At 65.0% G+C, this 14,004-nt stretch carries 13 protein-coding genes; 7 read left to right on the top strand and 6 right to left on the bottom strand.

The window, feature by feature from the left end; genetic code table 11:
- Positions 1 to 428: 428 nt before the first annotated feature.
- The gene (gene hisN / locus RX330_RS04960) at positions 429 to 1,211 is read left to right on the top strand and encodes a histidinol-phosphatase (RefSeq protein WP_212080003.1); all 783 of its coding nucleotides are present in this window, start codon (positions 429 to 431) and stop codon (positions 1,209 to 1,211) included.
- A gap of 697 nt (positions 1,212 to 1,908) precedes the next feature.
- Here hisN and RX330_RS04955 read toward each other — a convergent pair.
- Positions 1,909 to 2,082: a hypothetical protein gene (locus RX330_RS04955; protein ID WP_212079998.1), complete on the bottom strand. Its 174-nt coding sequence runs from the start codon at positions 2,080 to 2,082 to the stop codon at positions 1,909 to 1,911.
- 184 nt (positions 2,083 to 2,266) lie between these two features.
- Here RX330_RS04955 and RX330_RS04950 point away from each other — a divergent pair, with 184 nt between their 5' ends.
- Entirely contained in the window at positions 2,267 to 2,449 is a 183-nt protein-coding gene (locus RX330_RS04950) for a hypothetical protein (RefSeq protein WP_212079997.1), read from the top strand.
- 44 nt (positions 2,450 to 2,493) lie between these two features.
- Here the strand turns inward: RX330_RS04950 and RX330_RS04945 are convergent, their stop codons facing one another.
- Positions 2,494 to 3,384, bottom strand: a complete 891-nt coding sequence (locus RX330_RS04945; protein WP_212079996.1) for a LysR substrate-binding domain-containing protein — start codon at positions 3,382 to 3,384, stop codon at positions 2,494 to 2,496.
- A 171-nt stretch (positions 3,385 to 3,555) separates the two neighbouring features.
- Between RX330_RS04945 and RX330_RS04940 the strand changes: the two genes are divergently transcribed.
- Entirely contained in the window at positions 3,556 to 4,308 is a 753-nt protein-coding gene (locus RX330_RS04940; RefSeq protein ID WP_212079995.1) for a sulfite exporter TauE/SafE family protein, read from the top strand.
- 28 nt (positions 4,309 to 4,336) lie between these two features.
- On the opposite strand, the gene RX330_RS04935 is transcribed toward RX330_RS04940, so the two are convergent.
- Positions 4,337 to 4,747: a GFA family protein gene (locus tag RX330_RS04935; protein ID WP_212079994.1), complete on the bottom strand. Its 411-nt coding sequence runs from the start codon at positions 4,745 to 4,747 to the stop codon at positions 4,337 to 4,339.
- Between the two features lie 63 nt (positions 4,748 to 4,810).
- On the bottom strand, positions 4,811 to 5,443 hold the full coding sequence (locus tag RX330_RS04930; protein ID WP_317242251.1) for a LysE family translocator: 633 nt from the start codon (positions 5,441 to 5,443) through the stop codon (positions 4,811 to 4,813).
- Between the two features lie 222 nt (positions 5,444 to 5,665).
- Here RX330_RS04930 and RX330_RS04925 point away from each other — a divergent pair, with 222 nt between their 5' ends.
- Together RX330_RS04925 and RX330_RS04920 are read left to right on the top strand one after the other, a co-directional pair.
- Positions 5,666 to 7,462, top strand: coding sequence for an adenylate/guanylate cyclase domain-containing protein (locus tag RX330_RS04925; protein ID WP_317242250.1), 1,797 nt, complete (start codon positions 5,666 to 5,668; stop codon positions 7,460 to 7,462).
- A gap of 194 nt (positions 7,463 to 7,656) precedes the next feature.
- Positions 7,657 to 10,416, top strand: coding sequence for a di-heme-cytochrome C peroxidase (locus RX330_RS04920; RefSeq protein WP_317242249.1), 2,760 nt, complete (start codon positions 7,657 to 7,659; stop codon positions 10,414 to 10,416).
- A 21-nt stretch (positions 10,417 to 10,437) separates the two neighbouring features.
- Here RX330_RS04920 and RX330_RS04915 read toward each other — a convergent pair whose 3' ends face one another.
- The gene (locus tag RX330_RS04915; protein ID WP_212079987.1) at positions 10,438 to 11,385 is read right to left on the bottom strand and encodes an alpha/beta fold hydrolase; all 948 of its coding nucleotides are present in this window, start codon (positions 11,383 to 11,385) and stop codon (positions 10,438 to 10,440) included.
- A 219-nt stretch (positions 11,386 to 11,604) separates the two neighbouring features.
- Between RX330_RS04915 and RX330_RS04910 the strand changes: the two genes are divergently transcribed.
- Entirely contained in the window at positions 11,605 to 12,075 is a 471-nt protein-coding gene (locus RX330_RS04910; protein ID WP_212079985.1) for an Hsp20 family protein, read from the top strand.
- A 149-nt stretch (positions 12,076 to 12,224) separates the two neighbouring features.
- Positions 12,225 to 12,995 (top strand): alpha/beta fold hydrolase, encoded by a 771-nt coding sequence (locus RX330_RS04905; protein ID WP_317242248.1) that lies wholly within the window; start codon positions 12,225 to 12,227, stop codon positions 12,993 to 12,995.
- Between the two features lie 144 nt (positions 12,996 to 13,139).
- On the opposite strand, the gene RX330_RS04900 is transcribed toward RX330_RS04905, so the two are convergent.
- Positions 13,140 to 13,913, bottom strand: a complete 774-nt coding sequence (locus RX330_RS04900) for a hypothetical protein (RefSeq protein ID WP_317242247.1) — start codon at positions 13,911 to 13,913, stop codon at positions 13,140 to 13,142.
- Positions 13,914 to 14,004: the final 91 nt, after the last annotated feature.

The raw sequence follows: 14,004 nt of genomic DNA, 5'->3' as shown, positions 1-14,004 counted from the left end.
AAAGGGCCGCTCGCGAATGACGCAAGCGGCCCAAGTCTAGGGAGGAAACGCCCAAGGAGGGCAGCGGTAACGCCAAGCGCTACCGCACCGCAACAATATGCGACCGCGACGCACAAAGTGCAAGGACTTTTGAGCCGTTTCCCATGCAATATGCACATGGCTCAGTTGCTTCCACGGAAACCCAGATTCAGTTTCTTTGATAAGGAAATTCAATGGGTTGATAGATGTTTGCATACGAACGAGGCATAGTCGGAACTAAGTTTTCAACGTCGTGATCGATATTTGGCCAAGAGATGCCTGAGATATGGCAGCCAGTCGCAGTATTCAAAATACCAGGGAGCAAACCAAGACAGCGCTGCAAGATCCTGCCGAATTGGGCTAGGCAGGAGGCGAGCTTCGTCCAACTTTCGCTTTCGAGGATTCGGCCTGTGACGGTGATCGACTTCTCCGCCTTCATCGGACGGCTTGCCACCGCCTCCGGCGAAACCATCCTGCCGTTCTTCCGCACCTCGCTGTCGATCGACGACAAAAGCAAGACCAGGGATTTCGATCCCGTGACGGAGGCCGACCGCGCCGCGGAGGCGGTGATGCGGCGGCTGATCAAGGCCAACTTCCCCCAGCACGGTATCGTCGGGGAGGAATTCGGCAACGAGCGCGAGGACGCCGACTACGTCTGGGTGCTCGACCCCATCGACGGCACCAAATCCTTCATCGGCGGGTTTCCGATATGGGGCACGCTGATCGCACTGCTGCACAAGGGCGCGCCGGTGTTCGGCATGATGCACCAGCCCTTCATCGGGGAGCGCTTCTCCGGCGACAACGGCTCGGCCAATTACAAGGGACCCTCCGGCGAGCGCCGGCTCCAGGTCCGCCGCTGCGCCAGGCTTTCTGAAGCCACGACCTACACCACCAGCCCCCTGCTGATGAACGAGCGCGACCGCGCCATCTTCGGCCGCATCGAGCAGGACGCGCGGCTGTCGCGCTATGGCGGCGACTGCTACTCCTATTGCATGCTGGCCGCAGGTCACGTCGACCTCGTGGTCGAGACCGAGCTGAAGCCTTACGACATCGCGGCGCTGATCCCGATCGTGACCGGCGCCGGCGGCGTCGTCACCACCTGGGAGGGCAAGCCGGCCCAGGGCGGCGGCCGTATCATCGCGGCCGGCGACGCCAGGGTCCACGAAGAAGCACTGAAGCTGCTCAATCAATAACAATCGCGAGCGGGAGGCTGCATGACGATCTCACGCAGGCTGCTTCGCTCGAGCACAAGCCGCAGCACGCCACGGGCCGCCGGATGCCGAGGTAAACGACGGGAAATTTCTCAGGTCGGGAGCCTGTTCGGGCATCCTGCTTCCGATCGCAACGTCGCAGAAGGCGGATCTGGCCGGCCTGGTCGAACACAGTCACGACCAGACCGTGTTCGAGGACGAATTGAACATCAAGCCTTGCGCTGCCGACCCTGAACCGCACGATGCCGCGGATCTCGACGGGAGGCCGGACAAGCCGGCGTCCCGATCATCCGTCAGCACCCTTTGCAGATGCTCTTGATCTTCCGATCAGCCTCTGAGCTCCCCGAAGTCTCCGAGCGGATCTGGTCATCGCCTTGCAGCGAGGGACCCGGCGTGACCGTCCCGTCGATCCGACCGACGTTGGCGCCACCCGCCGGATTGCCGGGCCGGCCAACTGTCGTGGACCCTCGCGGGCCGGCGCCACCGCCCGATTGGGCCGTTCCGGCGGCGTTGGTTCCGGGAGCCGTCGTCGTCCCCGACGAGGTGCCGGCACTGCCCGCACCTCCACCCGAGCCTCCGCCGCCCTGTGCTGTCGCTTGACTGACGGGCGCGCTTGCCAGGGCGGCGACCAGCACGAGAACGATCATCGAACCCGCATTGCACCTATTCCGGTCGGCCATCATCGATCCTGCCGATGGCCCTGATTGGTGGTGTTCTGCTTGATGTTACCGTGATGGCCCTGGGTGTCGAAATTCTCACGGCCGGGGACCTTCTCTTCGACCTCAACCGCTGGATCTGAACCGGGGCCTTTGTTGCTGCGCTGCTCTGCAGGTACGGGCGGCATCTTCGACATGGCTTGCTCCCTGGCTCGGTTTTGCCAAAGAGGAGCAATGACATGCGGCTGGGACTGTTCCTGGACCGATCGCCGCAGTGGCAGGTGAATGATAGCGCGCGACGGAACGACCCATTTTGACCCGGGTTGGTCAGCAGGCCCAGCGCGCCGCGCAACACATCCTGCAGTTCCGAAAGGTGAACATATGCCGAAGGCAGTTGAAAACGATCCGAGAGAGACGCCGCTCGACGATCCGCGACAGCAGAACGACCTGCCGAATCACCGGCAGACCGACAAGCCCTGGCAGGGCAATCCGGAGAAAGACCAGATCGATCCGAAGCGGCCACCGATCGACCTGGAGAATTGGCACAAATCGAACACGCACTAGCCGCGGTCCGTCAGGACGCGGCTCCTCGATCGCAATGGCACTGCTCACACCTTCGCCGCCCGCAGATGCTCCACCAGCATCTTGGCGGGCCGCGGCAGCGCCTTGAAGCTGCGGGCGCAGATGACGAGCTTTCGGTTGGCGAAGGCGTCGCGTAGCCGGACCATGGCGAGCGGCATCGTCTTGGCGCAGCGGCGGGCGGCGGCTTCGGGCACGAGGGCAACGCCGACGTCGGCAGCGACCATCTGGCAGATCGCGTCGAAATCGCGCAGGCGCGCCCGGAAATGCGGACGCATGCCGAGCCGGGCCGCGTGCTTGGCGATGTGCATCTGAAGCGCGGTGGCACTGGTCAGGCCGACGAAGTCGCAGGCTCCCGCCTCCTGAAAGTCAATCTGGCGGCGGCCGGCGAACGGGCCGCGACGTGAGGTCACCAGCGTCAGACGATCCTCACTGAACGCGAAACGCTCGATGTGTTCGGGCAGCGCGTGCTCTGCGGCAAAGCCGAGATCGGCCGCACCGCCGGTGATCGCCGCCGCGATGTCGGTGCTCTCGCGCTCCTCGATGTCGATGGCGACGTCGCGATGCTCGCGCAGGAAGCCGGCCAGTGCCTTCGGCAGATGCTCCGACAGGCCCGACGTGTTGGCGAGGAAATGCACGCTGGCGCGGACGCCGCTGGCAAAGCCGGCAAGATCGCCGCGCATGGCGTCGATCTGGTGGATCACGAGCCGGGCATGATCGAGCAGGCTCTCGCCGGCCGCGGTCAATTCGACGCCGCGCCGCCCGCGCTTGAGCAGCGTGACGCCGAGCGCATCCTCCAGACCCTTGATGCGCGCGCTGGCCGAGGCCAGCGCCAGGTTCGACCGCTCCGCGCCGCGGGTGATGCTGCGCTGGTCGGCCACGGCGATGAAGAGCTGGAGGTCGACGAGGTCGAAGCGCATGGCAGATCTGTGCTTTCATTGGCGGAGCATGATCTTCTCGGAAAACCGCTGCGCATCTTGCGCTAGCGCGGCCCTTCGTGTCCGGATCAGGTCCTAGCCTGCGTGCCAACCGAAGGCACTCTCCGTAAGCTCCAGATTGTGCCGTCGCGCAGCTTCGGTCAATGTGCAGGAATGATCGACCCGCTGCTCATCCTCATCGCCGCCGTCTTCCTGCTTGCGGGATTCGTCAAGGGCGTGGTCGGGCTCGGCCTGCCCACGGTGTCCATGGGACTGCTCGCGGTGAGCATGGCCCCGAGCCGCGCGATCGCCATCGTGATCGTGCCGGCCATTATCACCAACATCTGGCAGACTTTCGTTGGCCCCTATTTGCGCGACATCCTGAGGCGGCTGTGGCCACTGATGATCGGCACCGTGGTCGGATGCTGGCTCAATGCCGGGGCGCTGACCGGCCCCCATGCGCGCTACGGCACGATCGTGCTCGGCGCCCTGCTGATCGTCTATGCCGTGATCGGTCTGAACAAGTTCCAGTTTCGCGTCGCTCCGCAGAACGAGAAATGGGTCGGCGGCGTGGTCGGTGTCGTCACCGGCGTGATCTCGGCCTCGACCGGGGTGCAGGTGATTCCCTCGATGCCGTTCATGCAGGCGATCGGCATGGAGAAGGACGAGCTAGTGCAGGCGCTCGGCGTGTTCTTCACGACCGCGACGTTGGCGCTCGCCTTCAACCTGACCGCCGTCGGATTGATGACGCCGGCGAATATCGTTCCGGGCACCGTCGGGCTGGCCATGGCCTTTGCCGGCATGTACGTCGGCCAGTCGGTGCGGGCACGGATGCCGGCGGAAGCGTTTCGCCGCTGGTTCCTGATCGCGATGATTTTGCTCGGCCTTTATCTTGCCGGCAGCGCGCTGCTGAAGGAATTCGGCTAGGTCAGGCCCTGCCTGGTCACCAGGAAGCCTACGCTTTCGGCTCAAAGCCCGGCACCCATTTTTCGAATCGAGGCAGATCGTCCTCGATCTCCCACCACGACGCCCGCGACGAGGTGAAGACGTGCATGCGAGGCCTGACTTGCGGATCGTCGTCGAGCAGGCCGGCGGGAATGCTGACGGTCGGAAGATAACTCGCCTTGCCCGGCGTCAGGCAACCGCAGGTCTTGCAGCGATAGCGGAAGCTCCCCGGCGCGGATTCGTAAGCCACCGTCGCGTCCTCGCCCGTCACGAAGCGAAATTTGTCGGCATCGACATGGGCGTAGGTCGCGAAGGCCGCACCGGTCAGCTTGCGGCAATTGGCGCAGTGGCAGTGCGTCAGCGCGCGCACCTGATCAATCTCGAAACGCACGGCGCCGCACAGACAGCTTCCTCGAACCATTCAAACCTCCCCGCACGACCTCTTTCGGGTCGATCGCGTCCGTATCCTCATTCGTTCGAATGCTTAGCGGCTCTCCAGCATGGCAACGCGGATGCCGAGATAGATGAAGAGGCCGCCGAGCGCACGGTTGACCCAGGCGATCGCGCCCTCGGAACTCCGCAGGCTGTGGGCGGCCCTGGCCGCGAACGCCGCCAGGATCAGGCACCACAGCGTACCCGTCGAGATGAAGATCAGGCCGAGCGTCAGGAAGGCCAGCGGCTTCTGCGGTGAATCGGCTGCGACGAATTGCGGCAGGAAGGCGAGGAAGAACAGCGCGACCTTGGGATTGAGCGCATTGGTGAAAACGCCCTGGAGGAAGACCCGCCGCAGCGAGCTTTGCACCGGCTCGTCGATGCTTGAAGCCAGCGCCGGGCGCGACCACAGCATTTGAAGCCCCGTCACGACGAGATAGGCCGCACCGACGAGCTTGAGGATCGAGAACGCCGTCGATGAAGCCATCAGCAGCGCCGAAAGGCCGATCGCCGCGGCCGCGACATGGACAAAGCAGCCGCAGCTGATGCCGAGCGCCGCAGCCGCGCCGCCCCGCCAGCCCATCTGCATGCTGCGGCCGATGACGTAGACGGAATCAGGCCCCGGCGTGATGTTGAGCAGCACCCCCGACAGGATGAAGAGCCAGATTTCGTGAATGCCCAGCATGCGAGGTGTCCCTGCCGCCGTCCGGGCGGTCGCCATTCCGCTTAGTCGGTTCGTCGGTCCCCGTCCACCGCCGGGATCGCGTAGGATTTACCTCGAATTTGCAATGCGGATCACACTTCCGCTCGGCCGCATCTGCTTTATAAAGGCAGGGTTCTTGAAATGCGGGATTCGAGGCGACTGCCATGCCGTGGCCGGTCCGCCCTCCCTTGGAGCTCCGAGGATATGGAAAGACGTCTGGCCGCCATCGTCTGCGCCGATGTCGCCGGCTATTCGCGCATGATGGGCAGCGACGAAGCCGGCACCCATGCCGCCTTCAAGGCTCATCGCAGCGCGATCCACCCCATCATCCTCAATCACGGCGGCCGCGTCGTCAAAAACACCGGCGACGGCTTCCTGCTCGAGTTCCCCTCGATTGTCGGTGCCACCGAGGCCGCGATCGCGATGCAGACCCTGATGGCGGAGCGTAACCACCATCTGCCGGCCGACCGCGCCATGCAGTTCCGGCTCGGCATCCACATGGGCGACGTCATTGCCGACGAGGACGAGGTGTTCGGTGACGATGTCAACATTGCCGTCCGCCTGGAATCGGTCGCGAGTCCCGGCGGCTTCGCCATCTCGGCCAAGGCCTATCGCGAGGCGAGCAAGCATCTCACCGCGCTGCTGACCGATGCCGGCAACCATCGCTTCAAGAACATCAAGGATGCGGTCGGGGTCTGGACCTGGACGCCCGAGGGCGCGCCGGCTCTCGCCCCCGAGCCGAGGGAGGCATCCGCCCTCTCGCAACAGTACCGCACCGCGATCGTCGGCGTGCTGCCCTTCGCCAATCTCAGCGACGCCCAGGACGAATATTTCTCCGACGGCCTGACCGAGGACCTGATCCACGCGCTGTCGCTGCAATCCTTCTATCGCGTGCTGAGCCGCAACTCGACCTTCGCCTTCAAGGGCAAGAACACCAGCACGCGCCTGATCGCGCGCGAGATCGACGCCACCTATCTGATCCAAGGCTCGGTGCGGCGCGCAGGCGCCAAGATCCGCGTCACCGCCGAGCTGATCGCGCCGGAGACCGGCGAGCAGCTCTGGACCGGCCGCTACGACCGCGACATCGGCGACTTGTTCGCGATGCAGGACGAGATCACCACCAGCCTGTCCGCCGCCATCGCCACCGAGATCGTCCGGGCCGAGGCCTCCGCGCCGGCGCGCCTCAGCACCGACGTGACCGCCTGGGACCGCTTCCTCAAGGGCCTGTCGCATTACTACCGGCAGACCAAGGAAGACCTGGCCACCGCCGTCGACCTCTTCCGCGAGGCTATCCGGCTCGATCCCAAACTGTCGATCGCGCACGCCTATCTCGGCACGATCCAGATCCAGAGCATCCAATTCGGCTGGGTCAAGGGCACGCGGGAGATGTGGGCCGAGGCGATGAGCCTCGCCGAGACCAGCGTCCGGCTCGACCCGCGCTCCTCCTTCGCGTTCTCGATCCTGTCCTGGGCCCATGCGATGGAGGGCCATTACGAGGCCGCGATGGACGCCGCCAAGCGCGCGGTCGCGCTCAACCCCTACGACAACGGCGCGCGCGGCGTGCTCGGCATCTGCCATTTCGTCATCGGCGAGCACCGCGAGGCGATCGAGCTGTTTTCAATGGCTTCACAACGTGACAACAGCGACCCGCGCTACCAATGGGCGGCGCTGAACGCCTTCAGTCACTACCTGTTGCGCCAATATGACGCGACCCTGTCATGGGCTCGCGAGCAGCTCTACATCAACCCGAACCACATGCAGGCGCTGGCGATCCGCGCCGCGGCATTGGCCCAGATGGGACGGAGCGACGAAGCGAGCGAGGCCGTCGGCGTGCTGATGGCGAACTATCCAACCCTGAATGTCGAAAGACACTTGCGTAACTTCCACTGGAAGCGGCCTGAGGACATCGCCCATTACCGCGAGGGGCTGCTCAAGGCCGGCGTGCCGCTCGGCAAGCTGACCCTGGTGCAGAGCAGCGTCAAACGCGCCGCCGAGTCCTGAACGGCGGCCGCGGCTCTCGGCAATCGTGGTCCGATCCCTTGGCGATCCGGACCAGCTTTTATTGACACGACAGTGAATTCGGCCACACTTCGCTGCACGCTGAAGTAGTATAACCTGCTGTCGGTTTGTTAGGACTTTCCGCGCTCTAACAGCGCGCCTGCGTATTTCGATTCGCTATTTTCAGGATTTGGGCCATGCATCATCCCACTTCGAAGCCGCCCTTCGATCCCTCGATCCCGGTCTCCCCGAATAATCCCTGCCCGTTCCTGCGCGGTCTCGTCGGCGAAGGTTTCGTCGACGGCGGGACTGTTCCGCTCAACACGCTGTCGCAGACCATCGCGAATGCGACTGGCGAGACCGGGCTGAAGAAGGTCTCGGCCCGCATCCAGGTCCGCGGCGTTGCGCTGATCGCCAACGGCATCAAGCACATCCTGAAGAGCATCTGGTCGGGGGCGCAACTCGACGCGCTGCGCGGCGGCCCGCTCGACAAGCGCGGCGCCGGCTCGCGCATCCTCGGCGTCGACGGCAAGGTCAACGAGGGCGAGATCGCGCGGCTCGCAAGCTTCGGCCGGACCTACACCGACCCGAACACCGGCAGCAGCGAACCCGGCCTCAACGCCGCGGAAATCAAGACCTTCATGCAGGACAACATCAAGCGCGCCGGCAGCGCCGCGCGCTGGTACTACCCGCTGCTGATGAAGTTCGAATGGCCGGTCCTTCTGAAGATCATCGGCAAGGGCAAGCCGGGCGAGGAGCGTTATCTCAGCGTGGCCGACGTGCGCACGCTGTTCGAACAGCGCCAGCTGCCCGATCGCATCAACCAGCGGATATTGTCGCAGCCGTTGCTGTCGAATTGTCAGCTCCGCTTTCGCTGGGCGGTCGCGCTGACAGCGTTCGTCATCGGCCTTGGCCTCGTCGCCCTGGTGGCCGTCGCCGAATTCCCCAACCAGGTCCGCGCCATGCTGCCCCAGAAGGGCATCCTGGTGAATCTTCTGCCGCCGCCCTTACCTGCGGTTCCGGAGACCAAGGCCGCCTTCTGGCTCGAGCAGAACTGGTCACTGAAGGACCGGCACTGGTTCCACCATGCCAGCCAGGGCACCGCGACCTTCCCGGTGCCCTATGAATGGTTCGTGGCGCTGGAGCAGCCGCGGCTTCATCTGTTCTCGAAGCCGGGCTTGATCAAGGACAGCGCCTATCTCGAAAGCTTCGGCTTCATCCCGAGCCCGCAGTCAATCCAGACCGACACGACGACACTGCGCCGCTTCGGTTACGCCAATGTCTATGAGACGACGCAGGCGCCGGATTGGTCGACCAGATGGACGCCGGCGGAGAACGTCGACGGCCTGCCGGTCGGCTTCGCGCGGATGACCGGCGTCGTCGATCCCGCGACCGGCCGACGCGAGGACGACATGATCGGGCTGACCTGCGCGGCCTGCCACACTGGCCAAATCCACTACCAGGGCGTGGATGTTCGCTTCGACGGCGGCCCGGCCATGACCGACCTGAAGAAGCTGGAACTCTCCACCGGCCTCTCGATCGCCTACACGCTGTACGTCCCGTTCCGCTTCCAGCGCTTTGCCGACCGCGTGCTCGGCCCCGACGCCAGCAAGACGGACCGCGCCGCACTCAAGCAGAAGCTCAGCGCGATCGGCACGTTCCTGATCGACTGGGCGCAAACCCAACAGAAGACGATTGAAGGCAAGAAGACCTGGAACGGCCGGCAGCAGCAGGACACGGAGGAAGGGTTCGGCCGCCTCGACGCGCTCAACCGCATCGGCAACCAGGTCTTTTCGCAGGATCTCGCGCTGAGCGGGGTCAAGGGCTTCGAGAAGAACCTGCACGCCCAGGACGCGCCGGTCAGCTATCCCGCGATCTGGACGGTGCCGTGGTTCAAGTTCGCGCAATACGACGCCTCGATCGAGCAGCCGCTGATTCGCAACGCAGGCGAAGCGCTCGGCGTCACCGCGCTGCTCAACCTGTCCGACGCCTATCCGGCGGATCGGCTGTGGCGCTCCTCGGTCAACGTGAGGACACTCGGCTGGATCGAGGACATGCTCAGGGGACCAGATCCGTTCAAGTCGGCCGACCCGAAGTTCGGCGGCCTGCTGGCGCCGAAATGGCCCTCGCAGATCCTCGGCGACGCCTGGAGGATCGATCAGAGGAAAGTCGAGAATGGCCGCAAGATCTACGCCGAGATGTGCTCCGGATGTCATTTGCCTGATATCAACACCCCGGCGTTCTGGTCCTCGTCGCATTGGGAGCAGAGCGGCGACAGCAAGGTGCTGAACGCCGTCACGATTCCGCTCAAGGAGATCAACACAGATCCCGAGCAGTCGCTTGTCCTGAGCAACAGGATCGTCGATGTGCCGAGTTTCCTGAAGGTGAATACGGCCGACCTCCAGACCTGGTGGCAATGCGAGGTCCCAACGGCGAGCAAAAGGCCCAACGAGATGGTCTATGCGCTAGGCCTCATGACGGTGGTCGACCTGGCCGTCCGCAAATGGATGGACGACGAGAATATCCCGGAGGCGGAGCGGGGGAAGATCTGGAATCTGGCGCGCAAGAACTGTCTCAATCCAGCCCCTGATCCGCGCTATCGCGCGCGGCCGCTGAACGGCATCTGGGCCACCGCGCCCTACCTGCACAACGGCTCGGTGCCTTCGCTGTACTGGCTGCTGAAGCCGGCGAGCGAGCGCCCGCAGAAATTCTGCATGGGCCGCCGCGACTATGATCCCGTGACCGTCGGCTTTGCCGTCAGCGCTGACGAAAAGTGCAAGACGGGCGAAACGCTGTTCTCCGCGGGGTCGGAGCAGGATCCGATCCAGGGCAACAGCGTGCTCGGCCATTCCTTCGAGCGCAAGGACGGCGAGCCGAAACGCCCCGGCGTGATCGGCCGCATGTTCAAGGACGATGCCGAGCGCTACGATTTGATCGAGTATCTGAAGACGTTGTAGCGCGATCTCGCGCTCAATTCCTCACTTGAACAGCGGCGTGCCCGGCACGAAGGCGTCGAAGGCGGCCCAGAACTGGGAGCGGTAGCGATCCTGCTCCTGGAGGATCTCGTGCTTGGCGCCTGCGATCACGAGATGGGAGCCGGCGCGCAAGTGATAGGCAAATTCCTCGATCGCCGCGGTGGAGACCACGGCGTCGCTGGAGGCCGCCAGCATCAGGATCGGCTGGCGGATCTGCGAGGGGTAGTTCACGCGCTTGAAGGTGTGCATCGCGCGGAAGGCGGTATCGGCCCAGGCCACCGTCGGTGACGCCAGCCCGAGCGTCGGGTCCTCCTCCAGGATCGCGGCATTGCGCGCATAGCGCACGGGATCGCTGGTCACGGGATTGTTGATGAAGGGATCGAGTCCGGTGAGGCGGTCGCTGCCGCCGGGGACGTAACGGCCGCCCTGCCCGAGCAGGCGCATCGTCTTGAGAAGCGCGCGCACCGGAAGCGAGGTGGTGCGGCCGGGCAAGTCGATCATCGGCGCCGACAGCACCATGCGGTCGAACCAGCGCTTGCCCGCATGCGCCACCCGCAGCATCACCGTGCCGCCCATGGAGTGGGCCAGCGCGAAGAACGGCGGCGGGCAATCCGGCAGCACCACCTGCTGCACGAAGGCCTCGACGTCGACCTCGAAATCGGAGAAATCGCGCACATAGCCCTTGCGCGGGTCGCGCAGGCGGCGCGAGGAGTGGCCCTGCCCGCGCCAGTCGATCATCGCCACCGCAAAGCCGCGGTCGCGCAGGTCACGCACGGTCTCGAAATATTTCTCGATCTGCTCGCTGCGCCCGGTGAAGACGCAGACGGTGCCCTTGCGGCCCGCCGGCGGCGCCCAGCGGGCAAAGCGCAGCTCGACACCATCGGGCGTCTTGATGGTGCCGCTGACGACGTTTTCGGGAACGGGATTGGACGGGATCGAGACCAGCGTCATGATTGGTGGTGCTTGGGCGCGAAGTGCTGCAAATCAAGGGGCCAAAGCGCCGAAAAGGTGCAAATGCCGCCCTCTTGAACGCCGTCTCGTTCCACCCATATCACCTTCGTGCAGGCCGCTACCAGTGTTTCGGAACCGGAACATCAGGCTGCACACAGGCTAAAGCCCGGCCCGATTGGCGGGCGGGTTACCAACAGTCGCTCAATGGAGGACTTGACCATGCGTAGCTACGATCTCACCCCGTTCTATCGTTCCACCGTCGGCTTCGACCGCCTCTTCAGCCTGCTCGACCAGGCCGGTTCGGACGGCAGCCCCGGTTATCCCCCCTACAACATCGAGCGTACCGGCGAGAACGCCTACCGCATCACCGTTGCGGTCTCGGGCTTCGCCAGGGACGAGCTCTCCATCGTCGCGAAGGAAAACACGCTGACGATCAAGGGCGAGAAGGTCGCCAACGAGAACAGCAAGAACGAAGTGATCTACCGCGGCATCGCCGCGCGTGCCTTCGAACGCGCCTTCCAGCTCGCCGACTTCGTGCAGGTCAAGGACGCCTCGCTCGAGAACGGCCTGCTTCACGTCGATCTCGTCCGCGAGATTCCCGAGGCGAAGAAACCGCGCCAGATCGCGATCAACACCGGCACGCCAAAGGCGCAGGTGATCGAGAACTCGGCCGCGCAAGCCGCCGCGTAAACCGCGCACGCCACCCCCAGGTTACGAAAACGCCCCGGTGCCCCGGGGCGTTTTTTTGCGCCGCATCACAGAGCGGTGAACGCGCGTAACGCCGCGGCCTCGCGCGCCGTCTTTTGGGCATCGAACCCAAAACAAGACGGAGAACGATCATGACACTCTGGCGCAGCCTTTTCGTCGCCGCGGGCCTGCTCACGGCCCCCCTTAGCCTTGCTCAGGCCCAGACACCGCAGACCGTGAAGGCGACCAACGTCGTGCTGGTGCACGGCGCCTGGGCCGATGGCTCGAGCTGGTCGGAGGTGATCCCGATCCTCCAGGCCGCGGGCCTGCATGTGACGGCCGTGCAGAATCCGCTGTCGTCGCTGGCGGACTCCGTCGATGCAACCAAGCGCGCGCTGGCCGAGCAGGACGGGCCGACCGTGCTGGTCGCGCATTCCTGGGGCGGCACCGTGATCAGCCAGGTCGGCACCGACCCGAAGGTGACCGGGCTGGTCTATGTCGCCGCCCGCGCGCCGGATGCGAACGAGGATTTCGTCGCCCTGTCGAAGCAGTTTCCGACCGGCCCGGTACGCGCCGGCATCGTCGAGCGAGTCGGTTACACCAAGCTCTCGGAGGACGCCTTCCTGAAGTACTTTGCCAATGGCGTGAAGCCTGAGCAGGCCAGGGAGCTGTACGCCGTGCAATGGCCGACCGCGGCCTCGATCTTCGCCGGCCGCACCACCGAAGCGGCGTGGCGTTCGAAGCCGAGCTGGTACGCGGTGTCGAAGAGCGACTACACGATCAATCCGGATCTCGAACGCTTCCTCGCGAAGCGCATGAACGCCACCACGGTCGAACTCGATGCCGGCCACCTCTCGCTGGTCTCGCATCCGAAGGAGGTGGCGAACCTGATCCTGGAAGCGGCGGGATATCCGCGCAGCTGAGGCGATCGCCTCAATGCAAAAGGCGCCCGAACATGTCAGGCGCCTTTTGTTTTGCCAGCCTCTCTCCCCGACGTCGTCCCCTGCGAACGCAGGGACGACACCAAGGATGCAGCAAGCAAGCGCTGTCGCGGCAAACTCGCGGCGCTAATCCAGCCCCTGCGCGGCCGGCATGTCCTGCGTCGGCAGGATCGTCGGTGCCGGCTTGGCCTGTCCGACCGTCGATGCCACGGCTTGCGGTGCAGCCTCCACCGGCTTCGCCTGTGCGGTGGCAGTCTGCTGCACTGGTTGGGCCTGCGGCGCTTGAGCCTGCTGCGCCACCGGTTCAGCTGGCTTGGCGGCGGCGACCGGCGCCTCAGCGCGCCGCGGCGCAGCCTTGGGCAGCGGCACGGTCCGGCTCGCCACATGCGGGATCGCGGCCGGCGGCCGCGGCGGGCCACTGCGAACCATGGTCGGCGGCGGCAGCGCGCTTTGCGGGCCGTAGGGCGCGACCGCACGCTCGTCATAGCCGGGCGCCATGCCATAGGCGTCAGCGGCCGGCACGAAACGGATGATCCGCCCGTCGCGGGCGTCGATCACGAGCCGGCCGTCGTCGCCGCGGCGGTCGATCACCGCGATGGTGTAGACGCTGCCGCGCAGGCGCGGGATGCCGAGCGGCGAGAAGCCGTTTTCCCGCAACACTGCATAGACCTCCGTAGACGGCAGCAACTCCGGGGCCGGACCGCGCTCCTCGTAGCCATACCCGTAGCCGTAACGCGGCGGCGGTGGCGGTGCGACCTCGGGCGGCCCGTAAGGTCCGTCGAAATCGGACACGGGTATCACTGCCCCTCGCCCAATACCGCTCGCCGGAACCTGCGCCTGAGCAGTGGTTACAGCCAGCACCAGCGTGGCAGCAGCCACACATCCTGTGAAAAACTTCATGGTCGACACGCTCCTGTCAGGCCCTGGATGACTTGCGCTCTTTCGCTTCTTGCGGCGTGGCGCGCCTTCCGAAGGGTCGATCCGAAGCTTC

Origin of the sequence: Bradyrhizobium sp. NDS-1 (assembly GCF_032918005.1) — a bacterium.
Taxonomy (GTDB): domain Bacteria; phylum Pseudomonadota; class Alphaproteobacteria; order Rhizobiales; family Xanthobacteraceae; genus Bradyrhizobium; species Bradyrhizobium tunisiense.
The sequence above is the reverse complement of the archived record's forward strand: the minus strand, read 5'-3'. Positions and strand labels throughout refer to the sequence as shown.

Bases quoted from the DNA above. Each gene is read 5' to 3' on its own strand.
- RX330_RS04925 (WP_317242250.1), top strand. From the start codon at position 5,666: ATGGAAAGACGTCTGGCCGCCATCGTCTGCGCCGATGTCGCCGGCTAT.
- RX330_RS04905 (WP_317242248.1), top strand. From the start codon at position 12,225: ATGACACTCTGGCGCAGCCTTTTCGTCGCCGCGGGCCTGCTCACGGCC.
- RX330_RS04950 (WP_212079997.1), top strand. From the start codon at position 2,267: ATGCCGAAGGCAGTTGAAAACGATCCGAGAGAGACGCCGCTCGACGAT.
- RX330_RS04920 (WP_317242249.1), top strand. From the start codon at position 7,657: ATGCATCATCCCACTTCGAAGCCGCCCTTCGATCCCTCGATCCCGGTC.
- RX330_RS04930 (WP_317242251.1), bottom strand. From the start codon at position 5,443: ATGCTGGGCATTCACGAAATCTGGCTCTTCATCCTGTCGGGGGTGCTG.
- RX330_RS04915 (WP_212079987.1), bottom strand. From the start codon at position 11,385: ATGACGCTGGTCTCGATCCCGTCCAATCCCGTTCCCGAAAACGTCGTC.
- RX330_RS04900 (WP_317242247.1), bottom strand. From the start codon at position 13,913: ATGAAGTTTTTCACAGGATGTGTGGCTGCTGCCACGCTGGTGCTGGCT.
- RX330_RS04940 (WP_212079995.1), top strand. From the start codon at position 3,556: ATGATCGACCCGCTGCTCATCCTCATCGCCGCCGTCTTCCTGCTTGCG.
- RX330_RS04945 (WP_212079996.1), bottom strand. From the start codon at position 3,384: ATGCGCTTCGACCTCGTCGACCTCCAGCTCTTCATCGCCGTGGCCGAC.
- RX330_RS04955 (WP_212079998.1), bottom strand. From the start codon at position 2,082: ATGTCGAAGATGCCGCCCGTACCTGCAGAGCAGCGCAGCAACAAAGGC.
- RX330_RS04935 (WP_212079994.1), bottom strand. From the start codon at position 4,747: ATGGTTCGAGGAAGCTGTCTGTGCGGCGCCGTGCGTTTCGAGATTGAT.
- RX330_RS04910 (WP_212079985.1), top strand. From the start codon at position 11,605: ATGCGTAGCTACGATCTCACCCCGTTCTATCGTTCCACCGTCGGCTTC.